Genomic DNA, 18796 nt, shown 5'->3' on the forward strand with positions numbered 1-18796 from the left:
ATGCGCCGCTTCATCCTCCCACTCCTGCTCGCCGTCACCGGCCTCATCCTGTTCGGCCAGGGTGGCTACATCCATGCCAAGGCGTTGCTCGCGCAAATCCTGCTCGAGCGCGCCTTCACCGAAACCATCGCCACCGGCCGCGAGACAAAACCGTGGTCATGGGCGGACACATGGCCGGTGGCCCGCATCGAAGTAAAGCGGATCCATGCCAGCACCATCGTGCTGGCGGGCAGCAGCGGCCAGGCGCTCGCGTTCGGGCCGGGTCATGTCGAGAACACGCCCGACGCGGGCGAGCGCGGCGTGGCGGTCTACTCCGCGCACCGCGATACGCACTTCCGCTTCCTTCAAAATGTCGTCGTCGGTGACGAGATCGACGTCACGCGCCGCGACGGCAGGAAATTCCGATATCGCGCGGATTCGACCTCGATCGTGCGTTTCGATGCTTCGGGCATCGATCCGTTGCGCGACGGATATGGACTGGTGCTGTCGACGTGCTGGCCGTTCGAAGCGCTGACGCCGGGGCCGGATCGCTATCTCCTGCACGCCACCTTGATCGGGCCTGTTCCCTGAGGTCATCCGCCCGTCAATCCCGGGACGCGACAAATACTCCGCCTGCCGGGATATCGTGCGCTACGCGAAGGGCGCTATCGGGCCAACGCGTGTTGCCACCCTCCTCAAGTCTCAATAGAAGGAATGAAAACGCATGGCCGAAGCGATCGCACGAGATCGCCGTCTGCCAAAGGAAACAACAAGGTAAGGGCACGCTCCATGGAAGCTCGGGTAGTCAACGCGTCGCATTCGGCCGAAAACTGGTCGCCCTCGTCCGACGCCAGCGACATCGTCAAAAGCATCCATGCGATGCTGCACCCGCGCAACATCGTGCTGGTCGGCGCGACCGATAAGCCCGGGAACTATGCCGAGCGCATCTGGAACAATCTGATCAAATACCAATACAAGGGCAAACTGTTTCCCGTTAATTCCAAGCGCGAAACGATCTGGGGCGTGCCCTGTTTCAAGGATTTCGCCAGCCTTCCGGAGAAACCCGACCACGTACTGGTGCTGGTGCCGGCCCGTTTCGCGGTGCAGGTGATCCGCGACGCCGCGGCGGCCGGCGCGCGTTCCGCCACCATCGTCACCTCGGGCTTCAGCGAGTTGCAGGACGCCGAAAGCCAGCGGCTGGCCGTCGAACTGAAAGAGGCGGTGCGTGAAACCGGCCTTGCCGTGACCGGCCCGAATTGCCTCGGTAATCTGAGCGCGGGCGAAAACCTGTTCACCAATATCGACGACCGCATCGTCACCATGGAAGCCGGTCCCGTCGCGATCGCCGGGCAATCCGGCGCGATCGTGATGGCGATCCGGCAGGCGCTGGAAGATCGCGGCGTCGGCGTCGGCTACATGGTCACGACCGGCAACGAGACCGGGCTGGAGACGCCGGACCTGATGGCCTATTTCGCGGCCGATCCGTCGATCCGCGTGATCGTGGTCTATCTCGAAGGCGTGCGAAACACCAAGGTGTTCCGCGAGGCCTGCAAAGCCGCGCGTGCCGCCGGCAAGCCGGTGATCGCGCTCAAGCTCGGCGCCTCCGAGGGCGGCCGCGCCGCTGCGATGGCGCATACCGGCGCGCTTGCCGGCTCCATTCAAACCTTCGATGCGATCTCGACGCGCGAAGGCGTGATCCGCGTTCGCGGCCTCGACGAACTGATCGAGACCACCGAATGTTTCGTGCATGCCGAACCGCCAAATAGCAATCGCCTCGCCGCGGTGTCGCTGTCGGGCGGCAAGCGCGGCCTGCTGATCGACGCATTCGATTCAGCCGGGCTCAACTTCGCGCCACTGAGCGCGGACGCGACCGAGAAACTCGCAAAGATGCTCGGACCGGGCAGCATCGTCGGCAATCCGCTCGACGCCGGATTTGCCGCGGTGGTCGATCCCTCCGTCTATATGCAGTCGATCAAAATCATGATCGACGATCCCGATACCGATATTGTCATCATCGACGCCGAACTGCCGAAGGCGCCGCATGAACTGCGCGAACGCAATTTGCGTATCGTCAACGACATGGCGGGGGCGGCCAGCAAGCCCGTGGTCTATATCAGCGCGATGTCGATCGGCTTCACCGAGTTCACCAAGGGCCTGCGTAAGTCGCTGCCGAACATCGCGGTCATGCAGGGCCTCGACCGCGCGGTGGGCGCGATCAAGTCGCTGATCGAATATGCCTCGCTGCGCAAAGTCGTGCCGGAGATCGCGTCGAGTTCGAAGGCTTCCGCCCGTGCCGTGCTGGAGAAGACGCTAAAAAGCGCCAACGGCGCTGCGGCGCTCGACGAAGTCGCCTCGAAGAAACTGCTGAAGGCCTACGGCATTCCCGTCTCAAAGGAAGAGATCGCGCAGACCGCGGCGGACGCGGTGAAGATCGCCAGGAAGATCGGCTTCCCCGTCGTCGCCAAGGTGGTCAGCGCCGAGATCCTGCACAAGTCGGACATTGGCGGTGTGGTGCTGAACATCAACAATGCCGCCGAGGTGAAGAAGGCGTTCAACGACATCACCGCGCGGGTCAGGAAGCTGAAGAACAAGCCGAAGCTCGAAGGCATTCTGATCGCACAGCAGGTCAAGTCCGACCTCGAACTCGTGGTCGGCGCCTCGCTCGATGCCGAGATGGGCCCCGTGGTGCTGTTCGGCACCGGCGGCGTCGATATCGAACTGATGAAGGACGTCGCGCTTGCCGGCGCGCCGCTCGATGCCGACGAGGCGAAACAGCTGATCGGCAAGACCAAGGCCGGCGTCAAGATGAAGGGCTATCGCGGCAAGCCCGCGCTGCACGAGGCTTCCGCGGTGAAGGCGCTGGTTGGGCTATCCAATCTAATGGCGGACGCGGGAACCCGCATTGCCTCGATCGACGTCAATCCGTTCCTGATCAACAGCAAGGTCGGCGTCGCCGTCGACGGCCTGATCGTGCTCAACAACGCGGCCGCGAACAAGGCGGCGGGGCATTAGGCTCCCTTGTCATGCGCGGGCTTGACCCGCGCATCCATCAAAAATGAATCGCTTGAAGGGGATGGATTGACGGGTCAAGCCCGGCAATGACAGTTGGGCTCACAACCCCGCGCCCCATTGCCGCGCGGTCTGCACCAGCCAGTCGCGGTAGAGCGTCAGTGGCGTGACGCCGGTGAGCCCACCGCAACCGGCCGAGCTATTGGGTCCGGTCGACCAGCTGACGACGCCAACGATGGCCGGACCTGATTGCTTGTCCTCGAATACCGGCCCACCAGAGTCTCCCGTGCAGGCGCCGAGCCCGTCGCGGGTGCCCTGGCTCACGGGATCGACCAGCCGAATCTGCAGCGTCCCCGGCTTGCCGGTTGCGACCAATCCGGCGGCCCGGATGGTGCCGCCGCTCTTGCCGTCGCCGCGCGTCGTGACGCCGATGCCGGCGATCGTAAAGCGGCTGCCGACGATGATGGGAATGTTGGGCATGCCGAGCGTCGACGCCGTCTTGCCTTTGACGGGAGAACCCAATTGCAGCAGCGCCACATCGGCCGTCGCCCGGTGCGCCAGCATCGCCTGCATCTTGAAGCCGGGATGAATGGCGACGCTCTTGACGTCCTGCAACGACGGCTGCTGGTCGGCGCCATATTCGACGATCTTGTAATCGGCACCGGGCTGCACGCAGTGTGCCGCGGTCAGCACGATTTTGGGCGCGATCACCGCGCCGGTGCAGAAATTGCCGCGGGAACCGACAATGGTGACGACCGAACGACCGACGCCCTCGGCGGATGGCGCGCCGCCGCCCACGATAGCGTAAGCCGGCGCGGTCACCAGCAGCGCAAGACTGGCAATTATTCGAGCGAGGACTTTCATGGCCGCAGCAATACCCCGCGCAACCGACATCGCCAAGCCGCGGATCGGACTGGCCCGGAAGGGCATTCCGTGTTAGCCGCTCCCCCGTCGCGTATTGATATGGCGGGGAAATAATGGTCGAGGCGGTGATCTGGGATTTCGGCGGGGTGCTGACCACTTCGCCGTTCGAGGCCTTTACGCGGTTCGAGACCGAGCGCGGGCTGCCCGCCGACATCATCCGGCGCACCAACGCCGCCAATCATCTGGAAAACGCCTGGGCGAAATTCGAGCGCGCGGAAGTCGATATCGAAGCCTTCGATGCGCTGTTCGCCACGGAATCGAAGGCGCTGGGCGCCGAGGTCCGCGGCAGGGACGTGCTGCCTCTGCTCTCGGGCGATTTGCGCCCCGAAATGGTCGAGGCGCTCAAACGCGTGAAGGCCAAATTCAAGACCGGCTGCATCACCAACAACCTTCCGGCCAACGCGATCGGCAGCCGCAGCGGCCGTTCGCTCTATGTCGCCGAGGTCATGGTGCTGTTCGATCACGTCATCGAGTCCGCCAAGATCGGCCTGCGTAAGCCCGACCCGCGCATCTACCAGATGATGGTCGAAACGCTGCAGGTCGATCCCAAAAACTGCGTCTATCTCGACGATCTCGGCGTCAACCTGAAGCCGGCGCGGCAGATGGGCATGACCACGATCAAGGTGCTCAATGCGGCGCAGGCGATCACGGAGCTGGAGGCGGCGACCGGGCTCACATTGCGCTAGGCGGAATTAGCCGAATTTGCCGCCTCCATATGAGCAAACGAGGCTTGTTCTTTGCAGGGAACGAGGGCAGAACACCTTGAAATCCAGTGAATTTCGGAGTTGAAACCCGTGGCTGACAAAGGGCCGACCGCCTCGATCGAGGCAGTGGAAAGCGGCCTTGCCGCGCAGGGCTACATTGCGAGCCGGCAGATCGCGACCGCGGTCTATCTGTCGCAGCAGATCGACAAGCCCATTTTGGTCGAAGGTCCCGCCGGCGTCGGCAAGACCGAGCTTGCGAAGGCGATCGCGGCGTGGCGCGGGCTCAAGATGATCCGCCTGCAATGCTACGAGGGCCTCGACGAAGCCAAGGCGCTCTACGAGTGGAAATACGCCAAGCAGCTGCTGTACACGCAGATCCTGAAGGACAAGCTCGGCGAAGTGCTCGGCGGCGCCGAAACGCTGCACGACGCGCTGGCACAATTGCATGATTTCGGCGACGTGTTCTTCTCCAAGGAATTCGTCGAACCGCGGCCGCTGCTGCAGGCGCTGGAACAGCCGGCCGGCTGCGTGCTCTTGATCGACGAAATCGACAAGTCGGACGCCGAGTTCGAATCGCTGCTGCTGGAAATCCTCAGCGATTTCCAGGTCACGATTCCGGAACTCGGCACCGTTACCGCCGTCGCGGCCCCCACCGTGATCCTGACCTCGAACAGCGAACGCGATCTCGGCGACGCGCTGAAGCGGCGCTGCCTCCATTTGCACATCGGCTTCCCCGAGCAGAAGCTGGAAGAGCGCATCGTTGAAAGCCGCGTACCCGGAATTTCGCAGACGCTGCGCAAGCAGATGGTCGGCTTCATCCACGAAGTTCGCTCGCTCGACCTGAAGAAACTGCCGTCGGTGAGCGAGACGATCGATTGGGCGCGGGTGCTGGTTCTGCTGCAGGCGCCCGAACTCGGCAGCGAGATCGTCAAGGATACGCTCAACGTGCTGCTGAAGTACGAGGCGGATATCGAGGCCACACTGCCCCAGGTATCTACCTTCATCGCCAAGACCTCGCGGCAGAGCGTCGTCTTCGGATAAAACGGATGAGAGAAAACCTGCATCGCTTCTTTCGTGCGGCGCGGGGCGCAGGCGTCAGGCTCTCGCCGGCCGAAAGCATCGATGCGATGCGCGCGGTCTCCAAGGTCGGCTTCAGCGACCGCACCGTGCTGCGCGACACATTTCTGCTGACGCTCGCGAAAACCCAGGACGAGAAGAAGGCGCTCGGAGCGTGCTTTGATCTGTTCTTCGATCAGCCCGAGCCGACGCCACCACCTTCCGAAGAGAGCGAGACGGACAAGTCCGACACGCCGGAATCCGGTGCGACGTCCGATGCGCCAGGCGACGCCGATGGCGGCGACCAGGCCCGGGATCTCGGCCAACTCGCGCAGATGCTGCTGTCGCAGGACCGCAACGCGATGGCGGCTGCCATCGCCAACGCTTCGAATGCCGCATATCTGTCCGACATCCGCTACTTCACGCAGCGCGGCATCTTCTCGGGCCGCATCCTCGACCAGATGGGCATCCAGCGCCTGCGCGACGACCTCGACGCACTGACCGCGACCAACCCCGCCCTTGCGGAACGGCTGCAGGTAGCACTCGACGGCTTGCGCGACACCGTGCGCGAGACCGTCTCGCAAGCCTTGATGCTGTACGGCCGCGAGGAAGCCGAGAACCTGCGCAACGAAATCCTGCGCAACGCGCCGCTGTCGCGGATCGAGCCGCGGCAGGTCGCGCAGATGCGGGTTCTGATCCGCCAGATCGCGCGCCGCCTGCGCGAGCGTTACAGCAAGCCGCGCAAACGCCAGCGCCGCGGCCATCTCGACGTGCGCCGGACCATCCGGCGCAACGCCGCCTGGGGCGGCGTGCCGTTCCTCACCGCATGGAAATGGCGCCACCGCGACAAGCCGAAGATCATCGCGCTGTGCGACGTTTCCGGTTCGGTGGCGCGGGTGTCGGATTTCTTCCTGCTGCTGATCCACAGCCTGCACGAAGTGGTCTCGGATGTCCGCTCGTTCGCCTTTTCCGGCCATCTGATCGAGGTCAGCGACATCCTGGAATCGAAATCGCCGGAAGAGGCGATGGCCGAGATCATGTCCAAGGTCGGCTTCGGTTCGTCGGATTACGGCAACTCCTTCGCCGATTTCGAGCACGAATGGATGAACGCGATCACGCCGCAGACCACGGTGATCATTCTCGGCGACGCCCGCAGCAACAATCTCGATCCTCGCGCGGATATCCTTCGCCGTATCGGCGAGCGATCGAAGCGCCTGGTGTGGCTCAATCCCGAAGGGCGCATGGCCTGGGGCTGGGGCGATTCGGAAATGCCGCGTTATTCGACCTTCTGCACCGTCGTGCGGCAATGTGCGACCGCGCAACAGCTGGAACGCGCAGTGTCGGATATCGTGGCGAGCTATCAGTAGTTCCACCCTAAGGCGCCTGAATCCTGTATTGTTCGTCTCGCGCACCCCGATTCCCGCCTGTTGACCCCGTTTTGAAGCCGATATGGAAGCAGCCCTTAACCGCAAGCCGGACAAAGCCCCCGACGCGCTGGCCGTGCTGAACTCCGTATTCGGCCTGCCGGCTTTCCGGGGCGAGCAGGAAAAGATCGTCCGTCACGTCACGGACGGCGGTAACTGCCTGGTGCTGATGCCGACCGGCGGCGGCAAGTCGCTGTGCTATCAGCTGCCGTCATTGTTGCGCGAAGGCTGCGGCATCGTGGTGTCGCCGCTGATCGCATTGATGCGCGACCAGGTCGCCGGCCTGCTCGAAGCCGGCGTCAAGGCCGCGGTGCTGAATTCGACGCTGTCGTATGAGGAAGCCAACCAGGTCGAGCAGCGGCTATTGGCCGGCGACCTCGACGTGCTTTATGTCGCGCCCGAGCGGCTGCTGACGCCGCGCTGCCTCGGCCTGCTTGCCCGCGCCAAGATCGCGCTGTTTGCGATCGACGAGGCGCATTGCGTGTCGCAATGGGGGCACGACTTCCGGCCCGAGTATATCGGCCTATCCGTCATATCAGAGCGTTTCCCCGATGTGCCACGGATCGCGCTGACCGCCACCGCCGACGACCTCACGCGCCAGGAAATCGCCGAGCGGCTCAAGCTTACCGATGCGCCGCGTTTTGTCGCCAGCTTCGACCGCCCGAATATCCGCTATGAGATCGTCGACAAGCAGAACGCGCCCGCCCAGCTCAAGGCCTTCATCAGCGAGCGCCATGCCGGCGACGCCGGCATCGTCTATTGCCTGTCGCGCGCCAAGGTCGAGGACACCGCCGCGGCATTGAACAAGGCCGGCGTGCCGGCGCTGCCTTATCACGCCGGCCTCGACGCCGGTCTGCGATCCCGCAACCAGGATCGCTTCATCAACGAAGACGGCGTCGTGATCGTCGCCACCATCGCGTTCGGCATGGGCATCGACAAGCCCGACGTGCGCTTCGTCGCGCATCTCGACCTGCCGAAGAGCATCGAGGCCTATTACCAGGAGACCGGGCGCGCGGGCCGCGACGGCAAGCCCTCCAGCGCCTGGATGGCCTATGGCCTGTCCGATATCGTGCAGCAGCGCCGCATGATCGACGAATCCACCGGCTCGGACGCGTTCAAGCGCGTGTCGGTCGGCAAGCTCGATGCACTGGTCGGCCTCGCCGAGACCGCGGGCTGCCGGCGCAGCCGCCTGCTCGGCTATTTCGGCGAAGCGGTCAGCGCCGGCAATTGCGGCAATTGCGATAATTGTCTTTCACCGCCGCAGCTTCTCGACGGCAAGGTGATCGCGCAGAAAATATTGTCATGCGCCTATCGCACCGGACAGCGCTTCGGCGCCATGCATCTGATCGATGTGCTGGTCGGCCGCATGACCGAGCGCGTCACGCAATTCGGCCACGACAAGATTTCAGTGTTCGGTATCGGCGCCGAACTCAACGAGAAGCAATGGCGCGCCGCGATCCGGCAGGTCGTCGCCATGGGCCACCTCCGCGCCGACAGCGAGGCCTTTGGCGCGCTGAAGCTGACCGAGAGCGCGCGCGGCGTGCTGAAGGGCGAGACCGCGGTGATGTTGCGCGAGGCGCCCGCCGGCACCCGCGTCCGCGCCAGCCGCACCAAATCAAGACGCGGAGATCTGGCGCCACGGTCTACCGGAGAAGGTGCGCCCGCCGATGCCGGCCTGCAGGCCGCGCTGCGGGCGTGGCGCTCCGAGATCGCGCGCAAGCGCGGCGTGCCGGCCTATGTCGTACTGCACGATTCGACCATCGACGGCATCGCCGCGTCCCGCCCCGCGACGCTCAACCAACTGCGCAACATCCCCGGCATCGGCGACAAGAAGCTCGAGCACTATGGCGACGAGTTGATCGCGCTGGTGAAGTCCGCGGAGCGCTAGGCACTCGCCGCCGCGTCAGCCATTGCGGAACGTGTAGGCATATCCGTTGATCGCGGGCGCACCGCCGAGATGGGCGTAGAGCACTTTCGATCCCTTGGGGAAATAGCCCCTGTTCACGAGATCGATCATGCCCTGCATGGATTTTCCCTCGTAGACCGGATCGGTGATCATGCCTTCGAGCCGCGCGCAAAGCCGGATCGCTTCCTTGGTCTCTTCCGAGGGAACGCCATAGGCGGGATAGGCGTAGTCTTCGATCAGCACAACGTCGTCCTCGACGATCTCCTTGCCCAGTTCAACCAGGGAAGCCGTGTTGCGGGCGATATCGAGCACCTGGGCCTTGGTCTGATCAGGCGTGAAGGAAGCATCGATGCCGATCACCTTGCGCGCGCGGCCGTCCTTGGCAAATCCGACCAGCATGCCGGCATGGGTAGAGCCGGTGACGGTGCAGACCACAATGTAATCGAAAGCAAAACCGAGTTCTTTTTCCTGGGCCCGGACTTCTTCGGCAAAGCCGACATAGCCGAGCCCGCCATATTTGTGCACGGAAGCCCCTGCCGGGATCGCATAGGGCTTGCCGCCCTTGGCTTTCACGTCTGCGATCGCCTCTTCCCAGCTCTGGCGAATGCCGATGTCGAAACCTTCATCCACCAGCTGGACGTCGGCGCCCATCACGCGGCTGAGCAGGATGTTGCCGACGCGGTCGTAGACGGCGTCTTCGTGCGGCACCCAGCTTTCCTGCACCAGGCGGCATTTCATGCCGATCTTGGCGGCGACGGCGGCGACCATGCGGGTGTGATTGGATTGCACGCCGCCGATCGAGACCAGTGTATCGGCGTTGGAAGCGATCGCGTCGGGAACGATGTATTCGAGTTTGCGCAGCTTGTTGCCGCCGAATGCCAGCCCCGAATTGCAGTCCTCGCGCTTGGCGTAGAGTTCGACCTTGCCGCCGAGATGCTGCGTCAACCGCTCCAGCTTCTCGATATGGGTCGGCCCGAATGTCAGCGGATAGCGTTCGAATTTTTCCAGCATGCGTCATCCCCGTTGATGTCTGATCTTGCGGGAACGCCTATCATCAGACGACGGAAAGGTGCTCTCTAAGTTGCTTCCGGATTTTGACAGATTTGTTGCCAGAATGGTCACAGATGGTAGTTTTCGTCCATCTACTACCAATTTTATGAGAGATTCTTCCGTGAGTACCCGACTGGACCGCATCGACCTCAAGATGTTGCGTTTGCTGCAGAATAACGGACGGCTCAGCAATGCTGAGCTGGCCGAAGCGGTTGGGGTCAGCCCGGCTACCTGTCATCGCCGCACCCAGCGCCTGCTCGACGACGGATTCGTCAGCACGGTCCGCGCCATGGTGGCGCCGCGCAGGGTCGGCAAGGGCGCGCTGGTCATGGTCGGCGTCGTGCTGGACCGCTCCACGCCCGAAAGTTTCGCCTCGTTCGAGCGCGCCGTTGCGAAACTGAAATTCGTCCTCGACTGCCACCTGGTGGCCGGCGATTTCGATTATTTCCTCAAGATCCGCGTCGGCGACATGGAAGATTTCAACCGCATCCATGGCGAGCAGCTGATCGCACTGCCCGGCGTGCGCCAGACCCGAACCTTCTTCGTCATGAAGGAAGTCGTCGACAACGCGCCGCTGGATTTTTGAAAAGCGAGCGGGATCACTCGCTCGATTTTTTCGCGCTCGCGCTCTGTTCGGTCGCCGTACAGGAAATCAGCAGCGTGAACGCCCTTGCATTGCGCGCGATGTCGGACGTCTTCAGCTCGGCCTTTGCCTCGACGGCGGTCTGGTAGGGCACGACGCTGTTGTCCAGAAAGTCCCGCAGCGCGCCGGTCTTGATCGCGAAATTGATGTTCTCGGGGATGTTGCCGGTCGCCCTGGCAACTTTCAACGCATTGAGCTTTGCCGCAACCATTCCGGCGATCGTGCCGCTGGTGTCCAGCAGCGGCCCGCCGCTGTTGCCAGGCTGAACCGCAGCACTGATTTGCAGGAAGCGGGTATCATTCATGATGCCGCTCAGGGAGCTTACAATCCCCGTGGTGACCGTGAAATCGGAGGACAACAGGCCGTGGAACGGATAGCCGATGGCAACGACGGTGTCGCCCGAATGGATCGCCTTGCCCCGAATTGTCGCCACTTCCTTGAAGGGGCTCGGCGCCTGCAGCAGTGCGAGATCGTTGGTTTCGTCGCTCGAAACGAGACGCAGCTTGAGCGGAGCCTCGCCGGTCAAATTTCCGAGGATGTCGCCAACGCAGCCATTGATCACGTGCTGATTGGTGACAACGTGCCCGGTGGCGCTGACGACGAAGCCGGTACCCGTCTGGTTGACAGATCTGCCGCCCTTCGGCGGCGCTGCGTTCGGTTGCGCCGGCCCGGCCGCCGCGACTTGCTTCGGGGCGACCGCGAACTCGCCGGCGGCAGCAACGCCGCCTTTCTTGACGGTAGCCACGCAATTGGCGAGCGCGGGCAACAATTGCGCGGTCTGATCGAGCTTGAACTGGAAAAGCTGCCCTTGCGTAAAGGCCGTCATCGTCTTGGCCTTGCGGAATTGCGCAATGAGCGCCGAGTTATCCGGCATCGGCACCTGGAGCAATTTGCCGGAGAGCGGAACACCATGGACATTGAACGGCGTCTGACCATCAAACGTCAGGACAATCGGAAATGCCTGTCCGTTCGCAAACGCCCATCCATCGTGGGCAAACCCCAGACTCCATCCCGCTTTATTGTCGATCGTGACGGCAAAATAGATGCCGCTGGCGTATTGCGCCCCCGCAGCGCAATGCGTGAAAGCGCCGCTCTGGTCGTGGGTATAGGCTCCGCCCTTCCAGTTACCGACATTGATCGTGCCATAGGGGCCGCGGGCATCCGAGGTTGAAAGCGTCGCAATCAGGCAGAACGCGGCAACAATTGCTTTGATTGCAAATTTCATTTCGATCCACTCAAATGAGCGTCCATCATAAGAGGCGTTGAAATCAAACCGCAAGCGCTGCGCGAATCTTCAGCGCCGCGTCACCGCGACCGGCGCGAAGTGCAGCCAAAGCCTCCACATGTTCCTATTTTGTTCTTTCAACTCCCGCGTGTCAATCCGGAAATTGAACTGCGAGGCACAGCGCCCTATTTCGCTTCGCTCGCCTTCACGCCAGAGCTTTCAACCAGCTTTGCCACCCGTGGCAGGTCGGCGGCGAACAGGCGTGCATGCGCCTCGGGCGTCAACTCGCTCTCAGGGAATGGCAGGGTGCCGAGTTGCGTCAGCTTCTCCAGCAGCACCGGGTCAGCCAGCGCCTTGCGGAGCGCCGAATTCAGTGCGCCGACGGTCTCCTTGGGCGTGCCCTTGGCCACGTAGAGGCCATGCCACATCGTGTAGCTGACCTCGGGCATGCCGAGCTCGGCGGTGGTCGGCACGTCTTTCAATTGTTCAAGCCGTTTTGGCGACGTAATGGCGATGCCGTGAAGCGTTCCGGCCTGAATCTGCGGCAGCGCATTGGTCACCTGGTCCCACAGCAGATCGATCTGTCCCGCCAGGAGATCGCCGATCGCCGGCGCCGATCCGCGATACGCCACGACGGTCGGCTTGAAGCCGAGCACATTGCCCATCATGACAGCGCACAAGTGACTGTTGGTGCCGATACCACCATGCGCGAAGTTCGCCTTGTCGCCCTGCGCCTTGATCCAGGACACATAGTCCTTCGGTCCCGTGCCGGGGATTGACTTGCGGCCGATCAACACCATCGGCGCGTTGTTGACGAGGCCGACCGGCTCGAATGCGGTTGCCGTGTCGTAGCGCAGATTGATGAACAGGCTGGGCGCCGCCAGCAACGCGACGTGATTGATCAGGATGGTGGAGCCGTCAGGCGCCGATCTGGCAACACGGTCGTTGGCCAGCGTGCTGCCGCCGCCGACCACGTTCTCGATGATGATGGTCTGGCCAAGCGTGCCCGACATCCGCTCGCCGATCAGGCGCGCGACCGTATCGGTGCCGCCGCCGGCCGCATAGGGAACCACCAGCGTTACCGTCCTGGGAGACGATTGCGCATGGGCCGGCGCTGCAAGCGCGCCAAGCAGGAGGCCAAAGCCGATAAACGCGCTTCTAAAATGCCGATTGATCACGACGGCGTCTCTCCCATGGTTTTTCTTGTCATGCCGCATGTTTGCGGTCGTATACGCGTCCGCGAAATCGCACTGCAGCAAAGCAGGCGGTATCGCGTGAGTTCAGATCATGCTGATTGTACGCCTGCAAATCAAATACAATGCGACGCGGGAATTCCTAATGCGCCGAGCTCAATGTCGGCCGCTGGTAGCGAAGCCATATGACCGCGGCGGCGGCGGCCAGCATCAGCAGCACCGAAAACCAGTTGAGCGGATGCCAGCCCCAGCGGTCCTGCAGAAAACCCGCCATGAAGCTCGACGTCGCGGTGGTGCTGAAAACCAGGAGATCGTTCAGCGCCTGGGTCTTGCCACGCTCGCTCGGGCGGTAGCAGGTCGTCACGACAGTGGTGGCGCCGACGAACAGGAAATTCCAGCCGACGCCGTTGACCGTGAGCGCGATCCGGAAATTCCATTCGCTCAGCCCGGCGAGCGCGGCAGCAACGCCGGCCAGCATGAGCATGACGCCCCAGGCCATCACAGTCGTGGCGCCGTACCGGTTGATCAGATTGCCGGTGAAGAACGACGGCACGAACATGCCAAGCACATGCATGAAGATGACCCAGTGGGCTTCCGCATGCGGAAATCCGCAGCCGACGATGGCCAGCGGCGACGCGCTCATGATGAAGGACATCGTGCCGAACGCGAGCATGCCGGCGATGACAGAGGCGATGAAGCGCGGCTGGCTGGCAATCACCCACAGCGGACGCGGCGGCGCTGAAGAGAGGGCTGCACCCTCGGCAGCGACCGAAGCCGCGACCGAGGGGAAGGTAATGAAGGACATGACCGCAAAGACGATCACATGCAGGCCGAGAATGGCGGCATAGGTCGCCAGATACAGCGGCATCACCAGATCATGCGTCACGCGCACGAGGCTGGGGCCGATCACCGCAGCGGCGACGCCGCCGGCCGTGACCCACGAAATCGCCTTGGCACGGTAATGGATCGGCACCAGTTCCGCCGCGGCAAACCGGTACATCTGCAGGCAGGCTACCGCGTAGCCGAGGATGAGACCGCCGGCGCACATGACCATGAAGTTGGCGGTGTACAGTCCGGCGCACATGATGATGGCGCCGGCCATGCCGAACAGCGAGCCGACGCGAAAGCCGATGCTGCGGCCGACCCGCTGCATCAAGAGCGCCGCCGGGAATACCCAGATCATGACGCCGAGGTGCTGCATCGTGACCGGCAGGTTGGCGAACTCGGGATGGTGATAGAAGGTAATGACGGACAATCCCGTCGCCGCAAACATCATGGTGTTGCAGGACTGGCCGACCGCCTGGCAACACGCCAGCAGCAGGAGGTTGCGACGCGCGCGCCGGTCGAGGTCCTGCGCGGGATCCGCTTCCGGCTTGAGCCCTGATTGGGGGTTCAGTGCATCCATTATTGTTTTTTGCCCAACAGACCTCGGGAGGCGTCGCGCGTCGCCGAGCGCGCGAGGCCGTACGTCACCTTCTCTAGGAAAAACGGCTCTCCCTCAAGGCCCCAATGGAAGATTTTGCTGCCCAAGCCCGCATGGGAGGCATGAAAATCCCTTTGACGTTGATGGCCTGACGAAATCGCGTAAGCTATGCGGCAGGGGAAACGAATGTCCGATGATCTGAAATTCACGGTCCAGCGCCCGCCGGCCTATGGTGAGTTCACCGACGTGCTGCCCGGATTGTTCTGGGTGCGGCTACCGATGCCGACGATTCCCAATCACGTCAATTGCTGGCTGCTCGACAACGGTCCGGGATGGACGCTGGTCGATTGCGGGCTGAACACCGACGACAGTTTTGAGATCTGGGACAAGCTCTGGCGCGGGCTGTTGCGCGCCCGTCCGTTGCAGAACCTCACCTTCACGCATGCCCATCTCGATCATTTCGGCCTCGCTGGGTATCTGGTGAAGGAAATGAAATGCACGGTCCGCATGCCGCTCGCCGAATGGCTCAGCGGCTGGAAGATGTGGCATGAGCGCGAAGAGGGTCCCGACGAGCATTTTGCCGCCTTCATGAAGCGGAACGGCGCCTCCGACGAGGACGCCGCCGGAATCATCCAGGCGCAGCGCCCATCGCAATATCTTGGCCTGCGGCCGCCGCGCGAATTCATTCGTATCCGGGACGGCGATGTGATCGCCATGGGACAGCGCGAGTGGCTGACGATCACGGCGGGCGGACATTCGCCCGAACATGCGATGTTCTATTGCGAGAGCGACAAGATCCTGATCGCCGGCGACCAGATCCTGTCGCACATGGCGCCGTCAGTCATCGTGCCGTCGGCACAGCCGGAAGCCAACCCGATGAAGCAGTATCTGGAGGCGCTGACGCGGCTAGAGGCGCTGTCGCCGGATACCCTGGTGCTGCCGTCGCACGGCCTGCCGTTTCGTGGGCTGCATGCCCGGCTCGCCCAGTTGCGCGAACATCATCAGGTGCGGCTCGACGACGTGGCATCCGTCGTCACGGGCAAGACCACGGCATTTGCAATCGCGCAGGAAGTGTTTCCGCGGGTGCTGTACGCCAATCCGCGCCAGGCTTTTGGCGAGTCGCTTGCGCATCTGAACATGCTGGCTTCGATTGGCAGGCTGACGCGCGATGTCGATGCTAATGGTGCGATCAGCTTCGCACCGGCGTAACACAACGTGCCTTCAGCAACCGAACCCGAGCCGCCCAAAATATCAGCCGGCCTGCTCCACTCGAAGGGGTGGCAGATCGCGATGATCGGGCTGGGCACGGCCACGGCGCAGCTCGACACGTCAGTCAATATTGCCTTCCCTGCCATCACCCGCGGCTTCGAACTTTCGATCGGCGACATCCAGTGGGTGGTGATCTGTTACGTCTTGACCTACGCCAGCCTGCTGTTGGCGCTCGGGCGCATCGGCGACACCATCGGTCACGCGGTCGTCTACCGGGCCGGGTTGATCTGCAGCGCGGTGGCGTTGCTCTTGGTCAGCTGTGCGCCCAGCTACGGCGCGATGCTGGTGTTTCGCTGCCTGCAGGGGATCGGCGCGGCACTGGTGATGAGCTGCGGCGTGGCACTGGTGACGTCGCTCTACGGCGAAGCGCGACGCAGCCGGGCGCTCGGCATCTACACGATGATGATGGCATTGGGCTGGATGCTCGGTCCGCTGCTCGGCGGCGCTTTGACGGCGATCTGGGATTGGCCGGCGGTGTTCTGGTTCCGGATTCCCATCGCGATCGGGGCACTGCTGCTGCTCCGCGGCCTGCCCATAGCCCCGCTGCGCCTGACAAGCGAACGCTTTGACATTCTGAGTGGCATCGCATTGGCGCTGGGCCTGGTGACCATGCTGATGGCGATCAACCGCGTCAGAGAGTTTTCCGCCGTCTGGCTCGGATTGCTATCCGTCGTGGCGTTTGCAGCCTTTGCCTTCCGCCAATCCCGCGCGGCGCGACCGATCATCGCGATGGAAATTCTGAAGCTGCCGGGCTTTGCGCTGCTCAATCTCGTCAGCGTGCTGGCCAATCTCGCAGCCTTTTCGGTCTGGCTGCTGGTGCCCTATTATCTGGCGCGAATGCCCGGCTACGCGCTGACGGAGGGCGGCGCCATCCTGGCCGCTGGCGCGGCCGGCGCGGCGCTGGCAGCGCCGATCGGCGGCCGCCTCACCGGGCGGCTATTTTCATCGGAGCGGCTGGCCATCGCAGGTGCCGCCATCATTGGCGCCGGACTTCTGCTGCTGGGCGCGTGGACGGCGCAGACCCCGACTGCACTGCGGGTGACAGGGTTGATCGTGCAGGGGATCGGCCTCGGCCTGTTCCAGCTCGCCTATTCGGACATCGTGACGGCAACACTTCCGCTGACGGAGCGCGGCGTTGCCGGCAGCCTTGCGCTCCTCACACGAACGCTCGGCACCGTGACCGCGGCGTCGGTTTTCTTTCTGGTGTTCGAGATTCTGCAAGCCAAGCACGCCTTCTTCGAAGCCTTCCAGCAGACCTTTCAGCTCGCAGCGGTACTGGCATTTGTCGCGGCGGGCCTGTTGATGCTTGCACCGCGCAGGATCGGCAAGGCGTAGGCACGCTCAATCTGGCGACACCAGCAGCCACGCCAAATAGCCGTAATAGCCGGTCGCGCCCAGCGCGATGGCGAGCGCAAGCCCGGCGATGATATCGGTCGTGGCTGATTTTGACGCCTTCATCCACCAATAAGGCCAATGCTCCGGCGTTGGTTCCTCGGCATTACCAATGCACCGCGGGCGTGCCGCGCCGAAGCGCAAGCGAAGGCGGGTGGCGGAGAGAGTGTCCTCCAAAGGTAATTTGATTTCGTTTATTTTTCAAAGGATTAGGTGTTTGGGAAGCTCCCGGTCCACAAACTCATATACAAACGTAGTTGAGAATTTAAGTGGTGGCGCTGCTCGTGTGGCAACGGGTATGGCTGGTAAGCAAATCATAGGTCACACACAGGCGGGCAGATCATCAGCAGACTATTGCACAGCCTCGCTCGGCGTTGGCCCACTCAACATTTTCTTGATCGCATCTTCAGGCAGTCCCAGCGCTCTTCCCTGAGCCCTCAGACAGGCGTCTAGTTCTTGATCGGTCATCCGGGAGAACTCCCCAGGATCGCCAACCTCGTGCCGATGGACCAGCATTCCCATAATTTTGGCGGCCAAAGTCAGGCATTTCACCGCGGTTGGCCCGTCGGGCTTGGTGTGCTCCCCCGTTGAAACGCCGTTCTTCTTAATTGCCCGTCCCTGTAGTGAGACATCCGTCAGGTATTTCAGCCGTTTGATGATCCAAGCCTCATCGAGGCCAGCCTCGTTAATGGCAATCTCTCGAACCCGGCGCTCGTCTACGTAGCGGTGCGCGGCGATTTCATTTACCCGTGCCTCGATTGCAGGGTCTGTGCAAAGCCGATGGGCGTTCGCCGGTCTATAGCTATAGCCGGCAGCCTGATATGCTTCGCGCTGGGTTTTGCCAGCCGCAAGTGCTTGCGCGACCATCTCGTGCTTGGCTTTTAGTAATGTGGGCATTGGTGACGGTGTGTTCGAGCGTTTGGTAATCGCTTCTTATCACGAATTTATCCGGAGCTGAAGTTGGTCCGAAACATCCCTTTGCTCCGCAGCAAAATGACCCGTGCGTATTACGGCTTTCGGTATCACCGGATCAGAGGAACCACTTCGTGGTCGGGACCGGCAGTGCGGTGAGCCCCTATTATCCTCTGCTTGTCTGCGCGAAGTTGGCGACGGACCGACCCGACGATCACGTCACCCTTTGACGGTCTAAAGCTTTCCCGTCTCTCGTCAGGCTTTGATTATCGACCGTGCCTGCTTGGGTCGTTTAGTCCAAGGACACGTCAGGCAGGGTAGCCCGGACGCGCACCAGTGTCTCAGCCCACCGGGATTTCCACACGTACTCACCTATTCGGAAGGGCGTGGGGCGCGATCATAAGTTGGCGACGGACCGACCCGACGATCACGTCACCCTTTGACGGTCTAAAGCTTTCCCGTCTCTCGTCAGGCTTTGATTATCGACCGTGCCTGCTTGGGTCGTTTAGTCCAAGGACACGTCAGGCAGGGTAGCCCGGACGCGCCGACCAGTGTCTCAGCCCACCGGGATTTCCACACGTACTCACCTATTCGGAAGGGCGTGGGGCGCGATCATGAGTGCGCCGATACTGAGATGTCCGAATATTTAGGGTCGGTTCGAGGTTCACAATCACCGCGGATTCGAGC

Annotated in this window: 15 protein-coding genes; 9 read left to right on the forward strand and 6 right to left on the reverse strand. The window is 62.6% G+C overall.

Annotated features, from left to right (window positions below; genetic code table 11):
- Together ABIE49_RS18745 and ABIE49_RS18750 are read left to right on the forward strand one after the other, a co-directional pair.
- On the forward strand, positions 1-570 hold the full coding sequence (locus ABIE49_RS18745; RefSeq protein ID WP_192735593.1) for a class GN sortase: 570 nt from the start codon (positions 1-3) through the stop codon (positions 568-570).
- A gap of 198 nt (positions 571-768) precedes the next feature.
- Positions 769-2991 (forward strand): acetate--CoA ligase family protein, encoded by a 2223-nt coding sequence (locus ABIE49_RS18750; protein WP_192735594.1) that lies wholly within the window; start codon positions 769-771, stop codon positions 2989-2991.
- A gap of 99 nt (positions 2992-3090) precedes the next feature.
- Here ABIE49_RS18750 and ABIE49_RS18755 read toward each other — a convergent pair whose 3' ends face one another.
- A complete protein-coding gene (locus tag ABIE49_RS18755) occupies positions 3091-3852 on the reverse strand; it encodes a S1 family peptidase (protein WP_192735595.1) in 762 nt (253 codons plus the stop codon).
- 110 nt (positions 3853-3962) lie between these two features.
- Between ABIE49_RS18755 and ABIE49_RS18760 the strand changes: the two genes are divergently transcribed.
- The 4 genes from ABIE49_RS18760 (at position 3963) to recQ (ending at position 8984) form a co-directional block, all read left to right on the forward strand.
- Positions 3963-4598, forward strand: coding sequence for an HAD-IA family hydrolase (locus ABIE49_RS18760; protein ID WP_354067539.1), 636 nt, complete (start codon positions 3963-3965; stop codon positions 4596-4598).
- 108 nt (positions 4599-4706) lie between these two features.
- Complete coding sequence (locus ABIE49_RS18765) at positions 4707-5657, forward strand: AAA family ATPase (protein ID WP_192735597.1); 951 nt, start codon at positions 4707-4709, stop codon at positions 5655-5657.
- A gap of 5 nt (positions 5658-5662) precedes the next feature.
- On the forward strand, positions 5663-7039 hold the full coding sequence (locus ABIE49_RS18770) for a vWA domain-containing protein (protein WP_192735598.1): 1377 nt from the start codon (positions 5663-5665) through the stop codon (positions 7037-7039).
- A gap of 82 nt (positions 7040-7121) precedes the next feature.
- Positions 7122-8984 (forward strand): DNA helicase RecQ, encoded by a 1863-nt coding sequence (gene recQ / locus ABIE49_RS18775; RefSeq protein ID WP_192735599.1) that lies wholly within the window; start codon positions 7122-7124, stop codon positions 8982-8984.
- Positions 8985-8999: 15 nt separating this feature from the next.
- Here the strand turns inward: recQ and ABIE49_RS18780 are convergent, their stop codons facing one another.
- Positions 9000-10013 (reverse strand): 1-aminocyclopropane-1-carboxylate deaminase, encoded by a 1014-nt coding sequence (locus tag ABIE49_RS18780; protein WP_192735600.1) that lies wholly within the window; start codon positions 10011-10013, stop codon positions 9000-9002.
- A gap of 160 nt (positions 10014-10173) precedes the next feature.
- On the opposite strand from ABIE49_RS18780, the gene ABIE49_RS18785 reads away from it, so the two are divergent.
- Positions 10174-10638: an Lrp/AsnC family transcriptional regulator gene (locus ABIE49_RS18785; protein ID WP_192735601.1), complete on the forward strand. Its 465-nt coding sequence runs from the start codon at positions 10174-10176 to the stop codon at positions 10636-10638.
- Between the two features lie 13 nt (positions 10639-10651).
- Here the strand turns inward: ABIE49_RS18785 and ABIE49_RS18790 are convergent, their stop codons facing one another.
- From ABIE49_RS18790 to ABIE49_RS18800, 3 genes are all read right to left on the reverse strand, one after another.
- Complete coding sequence (locus tag ABIE49_RS18790; protein ID WP_192735602.1) at positions 10652-11920, reverse strand: S1C family serine protease; 1269 nt, start codon at positions 11918-11920, stop codon at positions 10652-10654.
- 185 nt (positions 11921-12105) lie between these two features.
- Positions 12106-13098 carry a tripartite tricarboxylate transporter substrate-binding protein gene (locus ABIE49_RS18795; protein ID WP_192735603.1) on the reverse strand — a complete coding sequence of 331 codons (993 nt, stop codon included), beginning with the start codon at positions 13096-13098 and terminating at the stop codon, positions 12106-12108.
- Positions 13099-13255: 157 nt separating this feature from the next.
- Positions 13256-14518, reverse strand: a complete 1263-nt coding sequence (locus ABIE49_RS18800; protein WP_192735604.1) for an MFS transporter — start codon at positions 14516-14518, stop codon at positions 13256-13258.
- Positions 14519-14722: 204 nt separating this feature from the next.
- Between ABIE49_RS18800 and ABIE49_RS18805 the strand changes: the two genes are divergently transcribed.
- Positions 14723-15745 (forward strand): MBL fold metallo-hydrolase, encoded by a 1023-nt coding sequence (locus tag ABIE49_RS18805; RefSeq protein ID WP_192735605.1) that lies wholly within the window; start codon positions 14723-14725, stop codon positions 15743-15745.
- 6 nt (positions 15746-15751) lie between these two features.
- The gene (locus ABIE49_RS18810) at positions 15752-17140 is read left to right on the forward strand and encodes an MFS transporter (RefSeq protein WP_192735606.1); all 1389 of its coding nucleotides are present in this window, start codon (positions 15752-15754) and stop codon (positions 17138-17140) included.
- 408 nt (positions 17141-17548) lie between these two features.
- Here the strand turns inward: ABIE49_RS18810 and ABIE49_RS18815 are convergent, their stop codons facing one another.
- Complete coding sequence (locus tag ABIE49_RS18815; RefSeq protein WP_354066872.1) at positions 17549-18064, reverse strand: terminase small subunit; 516 nt, start codon at positions 18062-18064, stop codon at positions 17549-17551.
- Between the last annotated feature and the right edge of the window lie 732 nt (positions 18065-18796).

The sequence above is a fragment of the Bradyrhizobium sp. OAE829 genome (assembly GCF_040546575.1).
Taxonomy (GTDB): Bacteria; Pseudomonadota; Alphaproteobacteria; order Rhizobiales; family Xanthobacteraceae; genus Bradyrhizobium.